Source organism: Zhongshania aquimaris (assembly GCF_019312595.1).
Taxonomy (GTDB): domain Bacteria; phylum Pseudomonadota; class Gammaproteobacteria; order Pseudomonadales; family Spongiibacteraceae; genus Spongiibacter; species Spongiibacter aquimaris.
In genome coordinates this window covers 613,627-628,868 of sequence record NZ_JAHWDQ010000001.1, presented here as the reverse complement: position 1 = coordinate 628,868, position 15,242 = coordinate 613,627, and the positions used below count along the sequence as shown (strand labels likewise).

The 15,242-nt window shown below is 49.4% G+C and carries 9 protein-coding genes; 5 read left to right on the top strand and 4 right to left on the bottom strand.

Translation table 11 applies throughout. From position 1 onward, the window contains the following. Window positions 1–35: 35 nt before the first annotated feature. Window positions 36–1,106: an MraY family glycosyltransferase gene (locus KXJ70_RS02980; RefSeq protein WP_219041958.1), complete on the top strand. Its 1,071-nt coding sequence runs from the start codon at window positions 36–38 to the stop codon at window positions 1,104–1,106. Between the two features lie 167 nt (window positions 1,107–1,273). On the opposite strand, the gene KXJ70_RS02975 is transcribed toward KXJ70_RS02980, so the two are convergent. Both KXJ70_RS02975 and KXJ70_RS02970 read right to left on the bottom strand, forming a co-directional pair. After that, complete coding sequence (locus KXJ70_RS02975) at window positions 1,274–2,434, bottom strand: GGDEF domain-containing protein (RefSeq protein ID WP_219041957.1); 1,161 nt, start codon at window positions 2,432–2,434, stop codon at window positions 1,274–1,276. A gap of 889 nt (window positions 2,435–3,323) precedes the next feature. Next, a complete protein-coding gene (locus KXJ70_RS02970; RefSeq protein ID WP_219041956.1) occupies window positions 3,324–3,890 on the bottom strand; it encodes a retropepsin-like aspartic protease family protein in 567 nt (188 codons plus the stop codon). Window positions 3,891–4,147: 257 nt separating this feature from the next. On the opposite strand from KXJ70_RS02970, the gene KXJ70_RS02965 reads away from it, so the two are divergent. Further along, window positions 4,148–4,432: a hypothetical protein gene (locus KXJ70_RS02965; protein WP_219041955.1), complete on the top strand. Its 285-nt coding sequence runs from the start codon at window positions 4,148–4,150 to the stop codon at window positions 4,430–4,432. 1,043 nt (window positions 4,433–5,475) lie between these two features. Here the strand turns inward: KXJ70_RS02965 and KXJ70_RS02960 are convergent. Continuing rightward, entirely contained in the window at window positions 5,476–7,929 is a 2,454-nt protein-coding gene (locus KXJ70_RS02960; protein WP_219041954.1) for a penicillin acylase family protein, read from the bottom strand. A 953-nt stretch (window positions 7,930–8,882) separates the two neighbouring features. Next, window positions 8,883–9,032 carry an FAD-dependent oxidoreductase gene (locus KXJ70_RS19505; RefSeq protein ID WP_369409758.1) on the bottom strand — a complete coding sequence of 50 codons (150 nt, stop codon included), beginning with the start codon at window positions 9,030–9,032 and terminating at the stop codon, window positions 8,883–8,885. Between the two features lie 655 nt (window positions 9,033–9,687). On the opposite strand from KXJ70_RS19505, the gene KXJ70_RS02950 reads away from it, so the two are divergent. The 3 genes from KXJ70_RS02950 (at window position 9,688) to KXJ70_RS02940 (ending at window position 15,164) form a co-directional block, all read left to right on the top strand. Next, entirely contained in the window at window positions 9,688–9,993 is a 306-nt protein-coding gene (locus tag KXJ70_RS02950; protein WP_219041953.1) for an NIPSNAP family protein, read from the top strand. Window positions 9,994–10,810: 817 nt separating this feature from the next. After that, a complete protein-coding gene (locus KXJ70_RS02945; protein ID WP_255558171.1) occupies window positions 10,811–11,971 on the top strand; it encodes an efflux RND transporter periplasmic adaptor subunit in 1,161 nt (386 codons plus the stop codon). Window positions 11,972–12,050: 79 nt separating this feature from the next. Continuing rightward, window positions 12,051–15,164 (top strand): efflux RND transporter permease subunit, encoded by a 3,114-nt coding sequence (locus KXJ70_RS02940; RefSeq protein WP_219041952.1) that lies wholly within the window; start codon window positions 12,051–12,053, stop codon window positions 15,162–15,164. Window positions 15,165–15,242: the final 78 nt, after the last annotated feature.

Here is a 15,242-nt window from a genome sequence, read left to right as displayed (position 1 = left end):
TAAAAGAGCAATAATAATAAATATATAGGTGGACTATGACTGAGATTGTACTCGTCGCGTTCTCGCTGTGTTTTGGTTCGTTGTTTTTACTTATCAAATTTGCCCCGCTTATCGGCTTGTTAGATCATCCCGGCGGGCGTAAGCAGCATACTAAACCGACTCCTCTTGTTGGCGGGCTGGCCATTCAAATTGGTATGTTGGCATTGTTGCTGGTTCCTTCATTCTGGGACTCGTCTTATTTCTGGCTACCCATAATCAGCTCTGTAGTTGTCGCGCTGGGGCTGTTTGACGATCGTTTCGGCATAGACTATCGGGTTCGCTTCATCGCTCATATGCTGGCTGGCTTAATGATGGCTCTCGTCGCTGGTAATGTGCTGTCGTCTTTGGGGGATTTGCTCGGACTTGGGGTAGTTTACCTTGGCCTAATGGGCTTGGGTGCAACCATGTTTGCTGTCGCAAGCGGCATCAATGCACTCAACCTTATCGATGGTCTCGATGGGCTTGCGTCGGGTATGGTTTTTATTCCGATGTTGATCATGTGTTTTCTCTCTGCTGAGGCTGGCTTGGAAATTCAGGCGCTGGTAACTGCCGTCATTTCGGCGTCACTTTTTGCCTTTATGCTCTTCAATTCACGTTTTCCTTGGAATAGTAAAGCGAGAATTTTTCTAGGTGATGCGGGCAGCGGCGCCCTAGGTTTCGCCGTCGTTTGGATAATGATCGACCTAGCGCAAAGCGGTGTGATTCATCCAATAACGGCACTGTATCTACTCGGTATACCCTTGTTTGACACCGCTGGCGTAATTGTCCGTAGGCGACTAGCAGGGCGCTCTCCTGCATTGGCGGGCAGAGACCATATGCATCACATTTTAAAAGATGCGGGTATGTCGACTAACAGTGTGGCGTTTGTGTTGCAGTTAAGTACCCTGCTTTTTGCTCTACTTGGGGTAAAGCTAGTTCAAAGTAATCTCCCTGAGTGGGTGGCGTTTGTTATCTACTTGGGTTTTTTGTGCAGCTATCTCTGGATAACACGGTCGGCAGATCAGCTTTCTGTGAAAGTCGAGAAATTACTGTCACTGTCTACTCGTTACGCTCGTAAAAGTGCTTAAAATTCTGTACTAAGTTCGTTGTTATAAGGTGCATGGCAAAGTGGTGGCTTCTTCTGGGGCCTCTACAGCTTGTTCCATTTGATGCATATATTCTTAGTTCATCCTCAGAATGGAGCTATGTCGCCCAGACGCGCAGTTTGTTTGGGCGATGGCAAGCACTTTCAGTTCTAACGTTCGAGGTTCTCCTCTGCTACGATAACTCGGTTGCGGCCACTATGTTTTGCTTTGTATAACGCTTCGTCAGCTTTTTGCAACCCTTCGTCAATTGATTTATCGCAAGAAGCATCGCACATAGTGAGGCCGATGCTCAGTGTGACGGCGTGTTCCACCCCCTTTATTTTCAGCTTACTTACGCTGTCACAAATACGTTCAGCAATTTCTAAAGCTGACTCTTTTGATACACCCACGAGAAGGACCATAAATTCCTCTCCGCCCGACCGGCAAAGCAGGTCTGCTTCTCGTAAACATTGGTGAAATGCATTGGCTATTTCGATTAGCGCTATGTCGCCGGTAAAGTGGCCGTAATTGTCGTTGATCCGTTTGAAATGGTCTATGTCAAGCATCATAACAGCCATTGCTGAGTGTTTTTGTTTGGCACGGCCCAGTTCCCGTTGCGCGAGTTTAAAGAACGCACGTCGGTTTAAAAGGCCGGTAAGGTCGTCATGCATGGCATAGTGCCGAATGCTTTTTTCGGCTCGCCAGCGTTGTAATTCTAGGAAGCCGATACTGCCGCTGATGGTCATGGCAAACGAATTCAAGAAGGTGAGAACGTGCAGAGGGTGCGCGGTAAAAAAATTTAAGTTAGTTTCTGTTGAAAACCAGATATGTAATGCCCGTGCTTGAAGTAGAAATCCTCCTAATGTGTAAAATACTGCCATCGGAATTCTTGCTGCGGTCTTGCCTAGCCCCCAAGAAAGATATCCCATTATCAGCAGCGGTACAGAGATCGTGAAGGAGCCGAGAAGGGAGTACGTGCGGTAGCTCAGCGGGGTGGTGAGGAATATGAGAAATAGAACGACGGCAGGTATTAATGTCATGCGAGAGGGTGGGCGTTGATATTTAAACTCATAAAATGCGCCGGCCTGTGCAGACAGCGCGGCCACCATCAATCCATCGGCAAAGGCGACTGATATTGCAGGGTGGAGATGCCCACGCGTTGCCATCAGCGACCATGATACCCCCACGCAGACGAGGCCAATAATCCAGCGTTGCAAGCCTTCGTTCCGATCGCGCCTAGGCCCGAGCCAGAGTACGAGTCCTAGAAGCATGGCGGTGAGCGGCAACAATAAAAATATGGTGCGAATGTCGAAAAGTCGGATCATATCCATTGTAAACGCCTGTATATGAGTTGGTCGGCTCAGCAGAGCTTATATTTATTGTTTCCACTAACTTCAGCTTAGCAAAAGATCATTCTCTCACCACTAAGAAGCAATGAAAAAAAGATGTACTTGTCATGCTTAGGTCTTGTATTGCAACCCAGTATTTTTTTAAGACTCATTTCCTTGGGAAAAAGTTTGTGCCTTTGGTTCTTCAATATGATCAAAACTCCTTTCTTGTGACGGATCCTTTCCATTTTGACGGAGATGAGCGGTATAGAGAGTAAGCTGGCTGGCATCGGCTCGGATACTACTGCAAGAAAACAAGAACGAAACTGCGATCGAAAAGAGTAGATGTTGCACCAATTACTTTTAATTCTAAAATCGGGTTGCGAGGTTTTTGAAACACTTCAGATGTAGTATTTTTATATATATTGCGCTTCTTTTCCAACGTACCACCCGGTCGCGCGTCTTTTGCATGACTGTCATCCGATAAGACGGACACATGTTAAGCGGCTAGGTGTTCGTAGATTATCAGTTTGGTATTCGCACTGCCTGAGTTTGCGTACAGTTGTAAAATCCATCAACGTATGACGACAAGGTGAGTCAGCATTATTGAGTTGTCGACCGAGGCTTAGGCCCTCTATTGCGCTATTGAAAAGTGATTTCATGTGCGTGTTGTTGCTGCAAAAGCCTAAATCGGTGGTAGCTTCTCTTGTTAAAAACGGAAAGTAAGCCAGTGTTTCGGATCGGCTACAATGCAGCTAGCAAACTGCCTTTTACACTGAGCGGGTTTGTTTCCAGGGATGATTTTTTGAATGTGAAAATAAGCCCACTTAAGCGCTAGATTTGTTCGCTATTTTATTGGTAGATCTGAATTGCGTTTAAATAACAGAACGTTTCACAGCGTTGCAACAACCTCAGGAGCAGGCTGACCGCAACCGCTCAATACCAGTTTGGCGGGTTTAAAGGAGACGCTAAAACTGTCCACCATTTTGAGCACATTCATTCCCAAAATGTTGCGGGTGGAGCCTGGCAGTATGGCCGCTTCCACATCGTGCAGCACACATCCGCCGCCCAAATCCAAACTGGCAATGGAATACACCGCGAGCGAATTGATTGCGCCGCTGGCTAGCCGGGCGCGAATAGAGCGTCGGTATTGGGCATCACCCTCTGACTTCAAGCGGTCAAGAACTTTTACATTGATGGCCAGGTATCCTGAGCCGGTGTCAAAAAGGAATTCGGATGCAGCGCTATTGCCCAGTTTGGCTTCCAGGTAAAACACATCGGTGTCTTTTTCAACTAATTGAATTTCTGTCGCGGGTGCGGTTGAGGGCGTAACTATGGCGGAGGACGCTTCCTCCGAGAGAGAATTTGCACTAAAAAAGAGCGCTGAAAGCAGGATCAGTACCTTCCGGGTGCAATTCGCTGCACTAAGACTTTGATTATTGCTATCTATATTACTCATAAATCCACCACCACTGCATTTCCAGCGATCACCGGTCATTTAAGTAGGGGAGTTGCAATTATGAGGCCAAACAACAGAAGTGGTAATTAGGAACTTGTGGCCCGCTATCAGTCAGAGTCGGTAGGGCCACAAAAAATGCTTGAGATAGTGTCTGCACGTGATCACTAAAACCTATCACCAATTACCGCGCAATCTATAAGCGAATCAATGGCTCAGCACCTATAATGCCAGCTGTTACCAAGTAAAGAGGAGCTGTAATGATGAAAGCGGTTAAACTTTTTGGCGTACTCGCTGCGAGCGCATTATTTGCCGTCTCGGTTCAGGCCAAACCCCCATTTCTGACCGAACTGTCCTATGAAAAGGAATCTGCTTTGGGGCCAACTGCGATCAGCCAAAATGCTGGGGAGCGTCGCCTTGATAAATATCGCCCTTATTTAGAGCGCAATACTGTTGCTGAGACCGAAATTGCGGCATTTGAAGAAGTGCAGGGTGAACCCGTCGATAAAACACGTCGCAGTTTCCGCCACGATCGAGTGAACTAGGTAAGTTGTTTGCGCCAGTATTTCCGCCGACAAGCTTCATTGCCGGCGCTATGGCGTTCAATTTGCCGCCATCGCGATCATCGACGAGTTGATTGTGTAAATATTCTCGCTTTAAGGACTCTTGCCTCGGCAGGCACCGGCAAACCGGAAAATTATCCTTCTTGTAAAATAGATGGTTCGCTCGGTGCAGTGGTTATTCAAAGCTGATCAATAGCTTACCGCTGAGTATTATTTCCTGTCTGCCACCTTCGCTTGAGGGACACCTTAACACAGTGAGGCAGGTTGGAGAGGAATGCGCTACTTGATCGGTGGAAGCTTTTTGGCCGATTAATGGCACGCTTGGAGCGTAAGCTTCGGTTCTTAGACGGGGGCAAAAAAAGCGAAGCTTGGCCAGGTGCAAAACATCGGTCATCAATAGCAGCGGTGAAACGGTCTGCTGCGAGTGCCGGCCCAGAACACTTTCCAGCTGTTGACGGCGAGAATTCATCCAGTGGGTAAGGCCGTTATCTTGTTTTTCGGAAGTCTGCAAAAACCATCAAGGTAGAGCGAGCATCTCAATAGATTTGAGAGTTGCAATAATCCGTTGCGGAGTTTGCGATTCGCTACCAGTATCGCTTGGTATTCGCGTGGTGGATTTTGCGCTAGGTGCAGCAGGCAAGCGTGAGCTCTCCGCGGTAAGATGGTGCTTGCTCAAACTGTTAATGTCAGAGATGGTGGGACGCGCGATTTTCGAAGGGAACGGTGTGTACCCGATATTGGAGGTCTTGGCAGACCCATCTCAGCCTCAAATCTCAGGGACCTTGCGGTACCCAGACTAAGGTCCAGATTATACGTTCACTCATCTTCAAATCCCCAGCTATTCATTATTACTGCCATCGTTCTCAACTTTGATTTTTGTCAATTTGCCGTAAACCTTTGGAGTTTGGTCCTTAACTGGCGGTGGATGCGTTTATTGGGGACAGCTCAATGTTAGGCTACTGTAAAAAGCCGTCGGGTGGATCTCCGACGGCTGGTGCTTCAGACGGCTGCCGATGTCGTAAAATTTATTCCGATAAATTAAGTGTTTCGACGGTGTCTGCTGCGATATCTGCTTCTAAATAGGGGAATTTGATCCACTGCTTGGCGGAATAGGCCTCGGTCATATTCTTATAATACGGCGAGGCTGGATCGGCAGATTGGGAGTAGGTGATGAAGCCCTCGGCAACTGGGTTACCGGCATTATCCCATGTAACAGTTTGGATGTAGCTGTTGCCATAAGTGATGTTGTAGCCGTCTTCTTCTAGTCCACCACTACGCGCGTTGGCAATGGTGAATGAGCCTTCGAAGCCTTCGCCGCCAAAGATGGGGATGATGCTATCGTGCACTCCCGAGTGCTGAATTTGGCCCATCGGTGTATCTAGTTCGAAGGATGAATCGAGGACTTTCTGTATGCCATCGGCGAAGGCGGTGGCCACAATGGGATTGAGTACGTTCAAGCTGGCGGGGGTGTTAACTGGGTCGCTAGCGGAGAACGGCGTTAACCACAGCAGGTCATCGATAGGGGTGGCGATCGGCAACGGTCCACCAGTGTTACGCCAGAATTCACGCCAGATATGCCCGCCGACAGAATCTAGATTGTTTTTGCCATCCCACGTCGCGAGTACTGAACAAGCCGCGCTGGTGTCTACCGGTGCTCCCCCGGTGCTTAGCAGTGGCAACGGCAGGGCACAATAGCTGCTCAGCAACGACGGGCGTGCAAGCTGCTCAGATAGAACGGCGCTGTCCAGCGCGACTTCCTGCAATGTTTCCAAATCAAAGCGGTCGCCGGGGCGGCCATCGCTGCCATCCAGACGTTTGATGACTTGCTGCATACACAGCCGGGTGCGCAGGGTGCGCTCGGTACCTTCATCGCCAATGATGGCGGCAAAGCCAGTCAGTGGTTCTGCAGGATTGCTGATCCAGTAGCTGTCGTTGCAGTTGTGGACCCAGTCATTACGAGTGATTTTGGGGAGATTTGCCGGTCCAAAAATGCCCGGCCGAGGAGCGTCTTCATCGCTGTCCCATTCGCAGGTTGACCGCGAGCCATCGAGGATGGGTAAGCCGGGCATTAGCTGTCCCAGCACGGCTTGTAAGGGCAGAGCACCACAGGTCTGTACCTTGGCATCAGAGACATTGGGGACGACAGTGACATCGCCGTAATAGGCTGGTTTACCGGGGCCAGTGGCGGCGGTGTTGACCCACGGTACGCCGAGAACACTGCCGTGCAGGTCAACAAACTCCTCAAAGCTTTGCGCCCTGTTCCAGCTAAAAAACTGGTTCATAAGACTGTCGTTTTCAGCATTTGCGTCGCGCAGGGTATACGCCTTAAGGGGGGACCATTCAAGCACTGGTACACCGGAGACCGCGAGTTCAAGCATGGGGCCGTAATGCGAACGATACAATGTGCGGGTTTCGCTAGTACTTGTGCCGTCGTCTTCTAAGATGTCGATCGATACCTCGCTCGACTCCATATCTCGCATTTCGCCGTCATAGAGGTATTGGGTGGGGTCTGCTGGGTTCAGGGTCAGTTCGTAAAAAGTAAAGCGGTAGGCGGTGGAGACGGTATGACTCCAGGCAAAATGCTCATTGAAACCGATTAATACCGCAGGCACGCCATATAAGGATGCGCCCATAATCTCAGCGTCGGGTAGTTCTAGGTGCGTTAAATAGAGGCGTTCGGTGCCTGTCCACGGAAAGTGTGGATTGCCCAATAGCAGGGACTCTTCACTGACGGCATCGGGCCCTAGCGCATACATATTACTGCCAATAGGTAGTCCGCCTGAGAGCGGCAAGGCCCCGGGGTCCAGTGCGAGAATATCGTCCAGGTCAACGGGAAGGGGCAGATTGTCTGGCCCCGGTGGTTTGGCCTGAGAGACCTCATTTACAAACACAGATGAGCTGGCCAGCAGCGTAAGCCGAAAGTATCGGCGGAACATGTCGTCCGCGGTTATTTTCGTAAGCCAGGCCTCATCGCGACACGCCAAATGGCGACCGGGGTGCTCGCCAGCGTTAAGCTCTTTCACGTAGCGGTTATAGCCAGCCACGAAGCCCTCAGTGGCGTCGATCGCCTGTTGATCACTGTTTTTTAGTGGCGCGATGGCTTCATCGGTGGCGATGAACTTCCAGAAGAAATCTGAATCAACGTTATTGGCTGTGGAGCCATTAGCCACAATGGTGTAAGTGCCGTCGCGGCCCAGATATTTGGCGCGTTCACCGCGAATGGTTAACAGGTCTTCAGCCAGAATGCAGAGGTTGTCTTGTGCATGAACGTAGCCGTAGCCGTAGCCCATATTGGCGTAATTGCTGGCCTTGATATGAGGGATGCCGAAGGATGTGCGACGCACTTCCACGTTGTACTGTGGGCTAGCGTTGCCATCTCCACCATTGCCGCTATCCGCGCCGCGAGAGCTACTTCCGCCGCCGCAGCCGCTCACGATTAATAGGCTGATGCAGGTAATAATTAACGCGTGAATACGCATATTGCTTCTCCCCTCAACTATCTTATGCTGTACGTTGATATTCTTATAGTCTCTATACTCGCCGTCCCCAATGGGAATGTCACGTTATAAAAGGTTTAGACTCGGTCATTTTGTGTTGATGATATCGGCTAGATGCGGGCCAGATGGCGGCTAATTTTATTTGCGATCGCCTTGGTCTGTATTGCGCGGACTTGGGCTAAGGCGATGACATGAAATGAGTCGTGAGCAAAGAAATACTAAAGCTAGCCGTTATGTTGCTGTTTAGTTCATAGCCTTCCTATACATCACCCTCGCGGCGGCGGACAAGATATTTTTAGAGATCGAGTCTTGCAAGCAAATGTAAACGCTGCAACGTTGTACCGTTAGAGCTATAGGTGTTGGTTAGATGGAGTGGTGAAAGCCGTTAATTATAGTCGCAAGCCTTATGACGTTCAGGCGCTGCGCGATACCTTGGCTCCCAATGGCATGTCAGCGATCTTGACGTTGCGCTTAATGCGTCTACTGTGCCACTACCTCTGGATAACTCGGTCGGCAGATTAGCTTTCTGTCAACGTCGAGACATGCCGATAGCATTGCCAGTTCAGAACTGATTCTAGGTTCAATGCCGGCTGTTGATTCGTAAGGGCAAACGACAGCCCAAAGTCCTTCAGTTTTTCACAGTCGTTTGCCGCTCTGTCGAAACTAGTCTGGCTGCGAAAAACCTTCATGGTACCGGTCGTGCGGTGCTCATAGTCTAGACTCGGCTTGGTGTGCATTTCGGTCAAGCGCTGCAGACTTTATGACGACAAGGCAAAGTTGGTGCGCATGGCGTTGTCAAAACGCTGTGGAGTGTAGAATTTTAGAAAGCGTAAACCCCAGAACAGGTATTGCCGCATCGCAGTGGGGCGCAATAATAAGGGCACGTCGTTTCGGCCCAGGTATTTCAATAGCGTCCAATGAACGCCCGGCGCATTCTATGGATCGGACATGCTGGGTGTGCACATGCCCGCATTGGCAAAGCTTGTTTCCAGTCCGGAGCCTAAGCGCCGCTCTAAAACTAGCACGGCATGTCCTGCTTTGTATAAGTAATGGGCGGTGCAGAGTCCAACTACACCGGCGCCGATGACGAGGATTTCTGATGATTCTAAGCACTTTTCATGCGCCTACATTTCATTGTATAGAGGTTGTAAGTAGAGCAGTGCGTGCAGGTATTTAATATAAGAAGAATCACCGGACATTGCCGCTGCGGCATCTATTGAGCTTATTTGTTGACCACGAGTGCTCCGGCAGCATGATCTTGCGGTATTCAGTTAGCCCTATCGAGGTTCATTGCGAGGCGCTTTCTCGAAGGCATAGTACCCACAGCATTCGCTGTCGCTGGATCCACGATCGACGCCGGGGATGACTTGGTGTGGCGCCGTTCTCCTCAGCACTGCCGTTATCCTCAACCTTCCTGTCCGTCATTTTCAACTTGCGAAGCCGTTCTCCTTAACTCGATTGAGGATCCCGTCGCCCTGGGCTCTGAAGTACGTCGCATCACGCTGCGCCGACGCCTGACGCTAAGGACACATTCGCTTCTTTTATATAGGCTCGCTACGCTGCACTTCTTCTGCCTCGCTGGGCAAACAAATGACCGCAGCAGAGATAATTAAAGTGGTGTGAAGGTACTAGATAGGCTTGTTTCGTGTGGTACGGATGGTTATAAAGAAGCTCGTGTATGGGGATTAGGCGTACCGCCGACTAGATACTAAATATCAGTTTGAGCTACAGGGCCAACCAATGATTACCTGCTATATCCGTTACGTTGTGGATCCCGAGAAACTTGTTGAGTTTGAGCATTACGGCAAACTCTGGATTCCCTTGGTTGAAAAGTTTGGTGGAAGTCATCACGGCTATTTTTTGCCGTCGGAAGGTGCGAACAATGTCGCCTTAGCCTTGTTTACATTTCCTAGTTTTGCCGAGTATGAGGTGTACCGGAATAAATCATTTCAAGATGTGGCCTGCAAAGAGGCATTCGAATATGCTCGCACCACAAAATGCATTGTCAGCTATGAGCGCAGTTTTTTCCGCCCGGTATTTCAGTAGATCTTGGGTACCTGCTATCAGTCTTATGCAGTAATAGCTAACTGGATAAACTCTGTATTTGGAATGGTCAGATTAAAGACTCGTTTCTAAATTTCAAAAAACGTCATCGTGCTGTGAGCGATGACGATTCACAAAATGGCCAGGTTTTCGGCAGAGATGAAGTACCGCACCAAGGAACTGACGCCTGCCGTGCTAGATGACTCCCTCGATGATTAGTTTTACATGCTTTCGAACAGATCAGTAATGAAAGTGTCTGGTATGGTGCCAGTACTCCTTCAAATTGAAAATGACGTGTGACTCGGTAGCTTGGGTGGAGCGGTAGCGACAAATTTGTGTGGAACAAATTTGGGCAGCTCTGCTGGCCGTTAGGTCGAGGCGCGGATGCGCCGAGTCATACCCAACAAGCAGTGGAGAGCATCTCACCATGTTGGGTTTGATAAACCCATTCGGGACACCCTGACGGGCGTCCAGTCTGAAAGCATGTCGTTCCTCATTCCAAGCTACGAACTGGATGAAGCCCTTGAAGATTTGGTTTAAATTCTTCCGTGCAGATCGGTGGCGAAAGTGCGCTTTAGCGCGTTGTTTTTACCGATCGCACACATTTAAGTTACTGTGTATTAACGATTACGCTGTGGTAATAAAAGTCAGCAGTGCTCGACCTTTCTGCAAGACAGTGCTACTTTTTGAGCCAATTTTAAAAGTGTCTAACCCAGCGTTTTAATTAACTAATTTTTTGATGAAAAGTGCTGACAGATGGTTTTTTTTGTGTACAACATTTTTCGAAAATTCCAAACTTTAGATTGTATAGGGAAAGTTTATGAGCAGGCGGATGGTTATTATGCTGCTGCTGAGCGCAGTATTATTCGGCGGCGTATTCGGCATGCAGTGGTTCGGCTCGAAGCAGATGAACGAATTTTTAAATGCTATGCCGCCCGCCGCGGTGACGGTATCTAGTGCGAAAGCCGAGGCGATGACCTGGGAGAGCCGCTTGCAATCTGTTGGTAGTTTAGTGGCGGTCAATGGCGCTGATCTCACCGCGGAAGTGGATGGTGTTGTCACCAATATTTATTTCGATTCTGGCGATAAGGTCAAACAGGGTGATCTTCTTCTGAGTATGGCGTCAGCCAGTGAGCAGGGTGACTTAAAGCGATTACAGGCGCAGGCTGAGTTGACGGAATTGAACCGTAAGCGCAGCGAGCAGTTGTATAAGGGTAAATCGATCTCGAAATCTGAGTTCGACACGGCAGTTGCAGAAACCAATGTCGCGCTCGCAGCCGTACAGGCGCAAAAAGGTCGCTTGGAACAAAAATCGGTTAAAGCGCCATTTGATGGCCAACTGGGTATACGTCGGGTCAATGTTGGTCAGTATTTAGGTGTGGGTGTCGCTATAGCCACTTTGCAGAAATTGGACCCTATTGATGTTGATTTTTCAATTCCCGAGCGCTACTTGTCTATCTTGGAGCCGGGCTTAACAGTTGCCGTTACGGTAGATGCATACGGCGATGAAACATATGAAGGCCAAGTGCTAGCAATCGAGCCAAAAGTGAATCCACAGACACGCAATGTGGACGTTCGTGCGCGTTTATCGAACGCTGAAGGAAAGCTAAAGCCTGGCTTGTTTGCCACCGTGGTAGTGAATTTGCCAAACAGCAATGAGGTGACGGTGATCCCCCGTTCTGCGGTGAATTATACCTCCTATGGTGACTCTGTTTTTGTGGTGCAAAAAAATCCCGAAGCGCTACCGCCGCCAGATGAGCCCAATCCTATGATGGGCCCTTATACGGATCTTGAAGTCATTCAACGCTTTGTCACTTTGGGCGATGCCCGAGGCGACTATATAGCGGTTAGTAAGGGACTTGAAGTGGGTGACGAAGTAGCTAGTAGTGGTTTGCTTAAATTGCGAAATAAACAACCGGTTATTATTGATAATAGCAATGCGCTAGCGCCCCAGTTAAATCCGAGCCCACCTCAGGGCTGAGGTGGGTCGTTGATACGGTGCGTGGTAAGCACACCATAAAATCCCGAGCATTGCGTGCGCTAGTAAGCTGAGAGAATAGATGAATTTCACAGATATTTTTGTAAAACGTCCAGTGCTCGCTGTGGTGGTGAGCCTGGTTATTTTGTTCCTTGGTCTGCGTGCGGGACTAGATTTAACCGTGCGCGAATACCCAGAGTTACAGAACGCCCAGCTTACCGTAACGGTTGCGTACCCCGGTGCTGACCCAGAGCTGGTTGAAGGGTTTGTGACCACGCCGCTAGAGAGAGAAATAGCGTCTGCGGATGGCATTGACTTCTTAACCTCACAATCTGGGCAAGGTATTTCAACTATCACTGCAAATTTGCGCTTAGATAAAGATGCCAATGAAGCCTTAACTGAAATATCTGCAAAAGTGGGTAAGCTTCGCAACCAGTTGCCGGAAGGTTCTGAAGATCCAATTATTCAATTGGCGGACGGCAGCGCCACCGCCGCTATGTATATTTCGTTTTTCTCAGACATTTTAAGTGAGAGCCAGATTACCGATTATCTGGTTCGAGTCGTTGAGCCTGAAATTGCCGCTATTGCCGGTATTGAAAAGGCCCAGATTTTGGGTGCACAAAACTACGCAATGCGCGTGTGGCTGAAGCCGGAAAAATTAGTGGCCTACAATTTAACTGCCAGCGAGGTTTTTGCCGAGATCCGTAAACAAAACGTGTTGTCGGCGGTTGGTACAACCAATGGTAATTACGTGAAGGTGGGTTTGTCGGCGGCAACGGATCTGCGCAATGTCGATGAGTTTCGGCAAATGGTAGTCAGCTCAAGCGACGATGCCTTGGTCCGTCTTCAGGATGTGGCCGATGTAAAATTAGGTTCGGAAACCTACGATAGCAGTGCTAGATGGGATGGTCGCCCCAGCTTGTTTGTCGCGTTGACGGTCCGCCCCAACGCCAATTTGCTCGATGTGATGGCAGAGGTGCGAGAAGTACTTCCGGCCATATTTAGAGCGCTTCCAGAGGGGCTTGAGGGGGAGGTTGGCTTTGACAGTACAGTCTACGTCAGCAACGCCATCAGTGACGTTAGGGCCACGCTGATTGAAGCAGTCTTGATTGTAATTGTGGTGATATTCCTATTCCTCGGCTCAATTCGAAGTTCCTTAATTCCCGCCGTTACGGTTCCCTTATCTTTGGTTGGCGCCTTGTTTTTGATGTATAGCATGGGTTTTTCGATAAACCTGCTTACACTGTTGGCGATGGTCTTAGCCATTGGCATGGTCGTGGATGACGCCATCATAGTATTAGAAAACATTCACCGACATATTGAAGAGGGCTTGGAGCCGGAAAAGGCTGCGTTGATAGGTGCGAGAGAACTGGTTGGGCCAGTTATTTCAATGACCATTACTCTGGTTGCGGTGTATGCCCCGATTGGTTTTTTAACGGGTATCACGGGCACCTTGTTTACTGAGTTCGCCTTTACCTTGGCGGGCGCTGTTTTAATTTCGGGCGTTATCGCGCTCACACTGACCCCGATGATGTGTGCGAAGATTTTACAGCCGTCCAGAGACGATACTTCCGGTAGCCGTCTGGTGCATTTCCTCGATGAAAAATTTGAAAATTGGCGGCAAGGATATCGGCGGAAATTGCACAGCGCCCTAGATCAGCGGCATGTTATTGGGGTTTTCGGCTTAATTGTGTTGATTTCGTGCTATTTCCTTTTCACGTCAAGCCAGTCCGAATTAGCTCCCGCGGAGGATTTTGGTTTTGCAGGATCTTTACATGAAACAGACGGTTATTCATCGCAGCAGTACCTGGAACACTACTTTAAGCAGAGCCAGGAAATTGCGCTTGGCAATGACTATGTAGAACATATTTTTGCCTTTACTATGAACACCGGTGGTGGCACGAATACCGCGTTTATGGGAATGATCGCTGACGAGTGGGATAATCGCGATAAATCCATGGGGCAGATTACCGATCAGGTGAACGCGGAATTTCAAAAAATCCCTGGCGTTCGAGCGGCAATATTTCAGCCGCCGCCGCTGCCAACGCCTGGTCAGGGCTACCCTGTTGAGTTTGTACTCAAGTCAACTGCCGACGCGCAAACCATGGCGAATGTCGGCAATAAAGTTGTTGAAAGGGCTTTGGCGAGTAATCGATTTTTCTTCGTCGCTCCCGGTTTGAATATTGATCGCCCTGAGGCCGCCATTGATATTAATCGTGATAAAGCAGCGCTGCTAGGTGTCGATATGGATGCCTTGAGCGCAGACCTGGCCGCCATGATGGCGGGTGCTGAAGCGAATCGCTTTGCATTTCAAGGACGGTCTTACAAGGTGATTACCCAAGTCACTCGAGATGCCAGATTAAACCCTAAGCAGTTAGGTGAGTTTTATGTGCGCACTGGTAGCGGGGATTTAGTGCCGTTATCAACCATCGCCACGTTTAGTGATAAGGTCAAACCGCGATTCTTATCTCATGCACAGCAGCTGCGCTCGAATACCATCGTTGCGGTACCACGCCCTGATGTTTCGCAGGGCCAAGCCTTAGCGCTGCTGGAAGAAATTGCCCGCGATGAAATGCCCGCCGGATTTAAAATCGATTACGCGGGGAGTTCACGTCAGTTTAAGCAAGAAGGGTCGGCGTTACTGGCGACCTTCGGTTTTGCCTTAATCATTATCTATTTAGTATTGGCGGCGCAGTTTGAGTCTTATCGTGACCCCTTGATCATCCTGGTTACCGTGCCAATGTCGATTTGTGGGGCTCTCCTTACGCTGAATATTTTTGCTATGACCAACGGGATGCAGCTAACCAATTTCTCAGGTATGACCTTGAATATTTACACCCAGGTTGGTTTGGTAACCCTCATCGGTGTAATTTCAAAGCACGGGATATTGATTGTCGACTTTGCCAACCGTCTGCAGGAGCAGGGTTTGTCTAAGCGTGACGCGATTGAGGACGCGGCGTCTATCCGCTTGCGGCCGATATTGATGACCACTGCAGCATTAGTTGTGGCAATGATTCCGCTGTTACTGGCGACCGGGCCAGGTGCGGCATCGCGATTCTCACTCGGTATGGTTATCGCCTCTGGTATGAGCATAGGTACCTTGTTTACTTTGTTTGTGGTGCCCGCGATGTATATGTATCTCGGCCGTGATCATCACGCTGTCGCAGCGCCAATGCCGGCCGTGACCGCCGAATAGTTGCGTCGCCGCGCACTGGTGCCTGAGGAAAAGGCCGCGTATGATGACGCGGTTTTTTTGTCCCTTTAGGATACGTAT

Bases quoted from the DNA above. Each gene is read 5' to 3' on its own strand.
- KXJ70_RS02980 (WP_219041958.1), top strand. From the start codon at position 36: ATGACTGAGATTGTACTCGTCGCGTTCTCGCTGTGTTTTGGTTCGTTG.
- KXJ70_RS02975 (WP_219041957.1), bottom strand. From the start codon at position 2,434: ATGGATATGATCCGACTTTTCGACATTCGCACCATATTTTTATTGTTG.
- KXJ70_RS02970 (WP_219041956.1), bottom strand. From the start codon at position 3,890: ATGAGTAATATAGATAGCAATAATCAAAGTCTTAGTGCAGCGAATTGC.
- KXJ70_RS02965 (WP_219041955.1), top strand. From the start codon at position 4,148: ATGATGAAAGCGGTTAAACTTTTTGGCGTACTCGCTGCGAGCGCATTA.
- KXJ70_RS02960 (WP_219041954.1), bottom strand. From the start codon at position 7,929: ATGCGTATTCACGCGTTAATTATTACCTGCATCAGCCTATTAATCGTG.
- KXJ70_RS02950 (WP_219041953.1), top strand. From the start codon at position 9,688: ATGATTACCTGCTATATCCGTTACGTTGTGGATCCCGAGAAACTTGTT.
- KXJ70_RS02945 (WP_255558171.1), top strand. From the start codon at position 10,811: ATGAGCAGGCGGATGGTTATTATGCTGCTGCTGAGCGCAGTATTATTC.
- KXJ70_RS02940 (WP_219041952.1), top strand. From the start codon at position 12,051: ATGAATTTCACAGATATTTTTGTAAAACGTCCAGTGCTCGCTGTGGTG.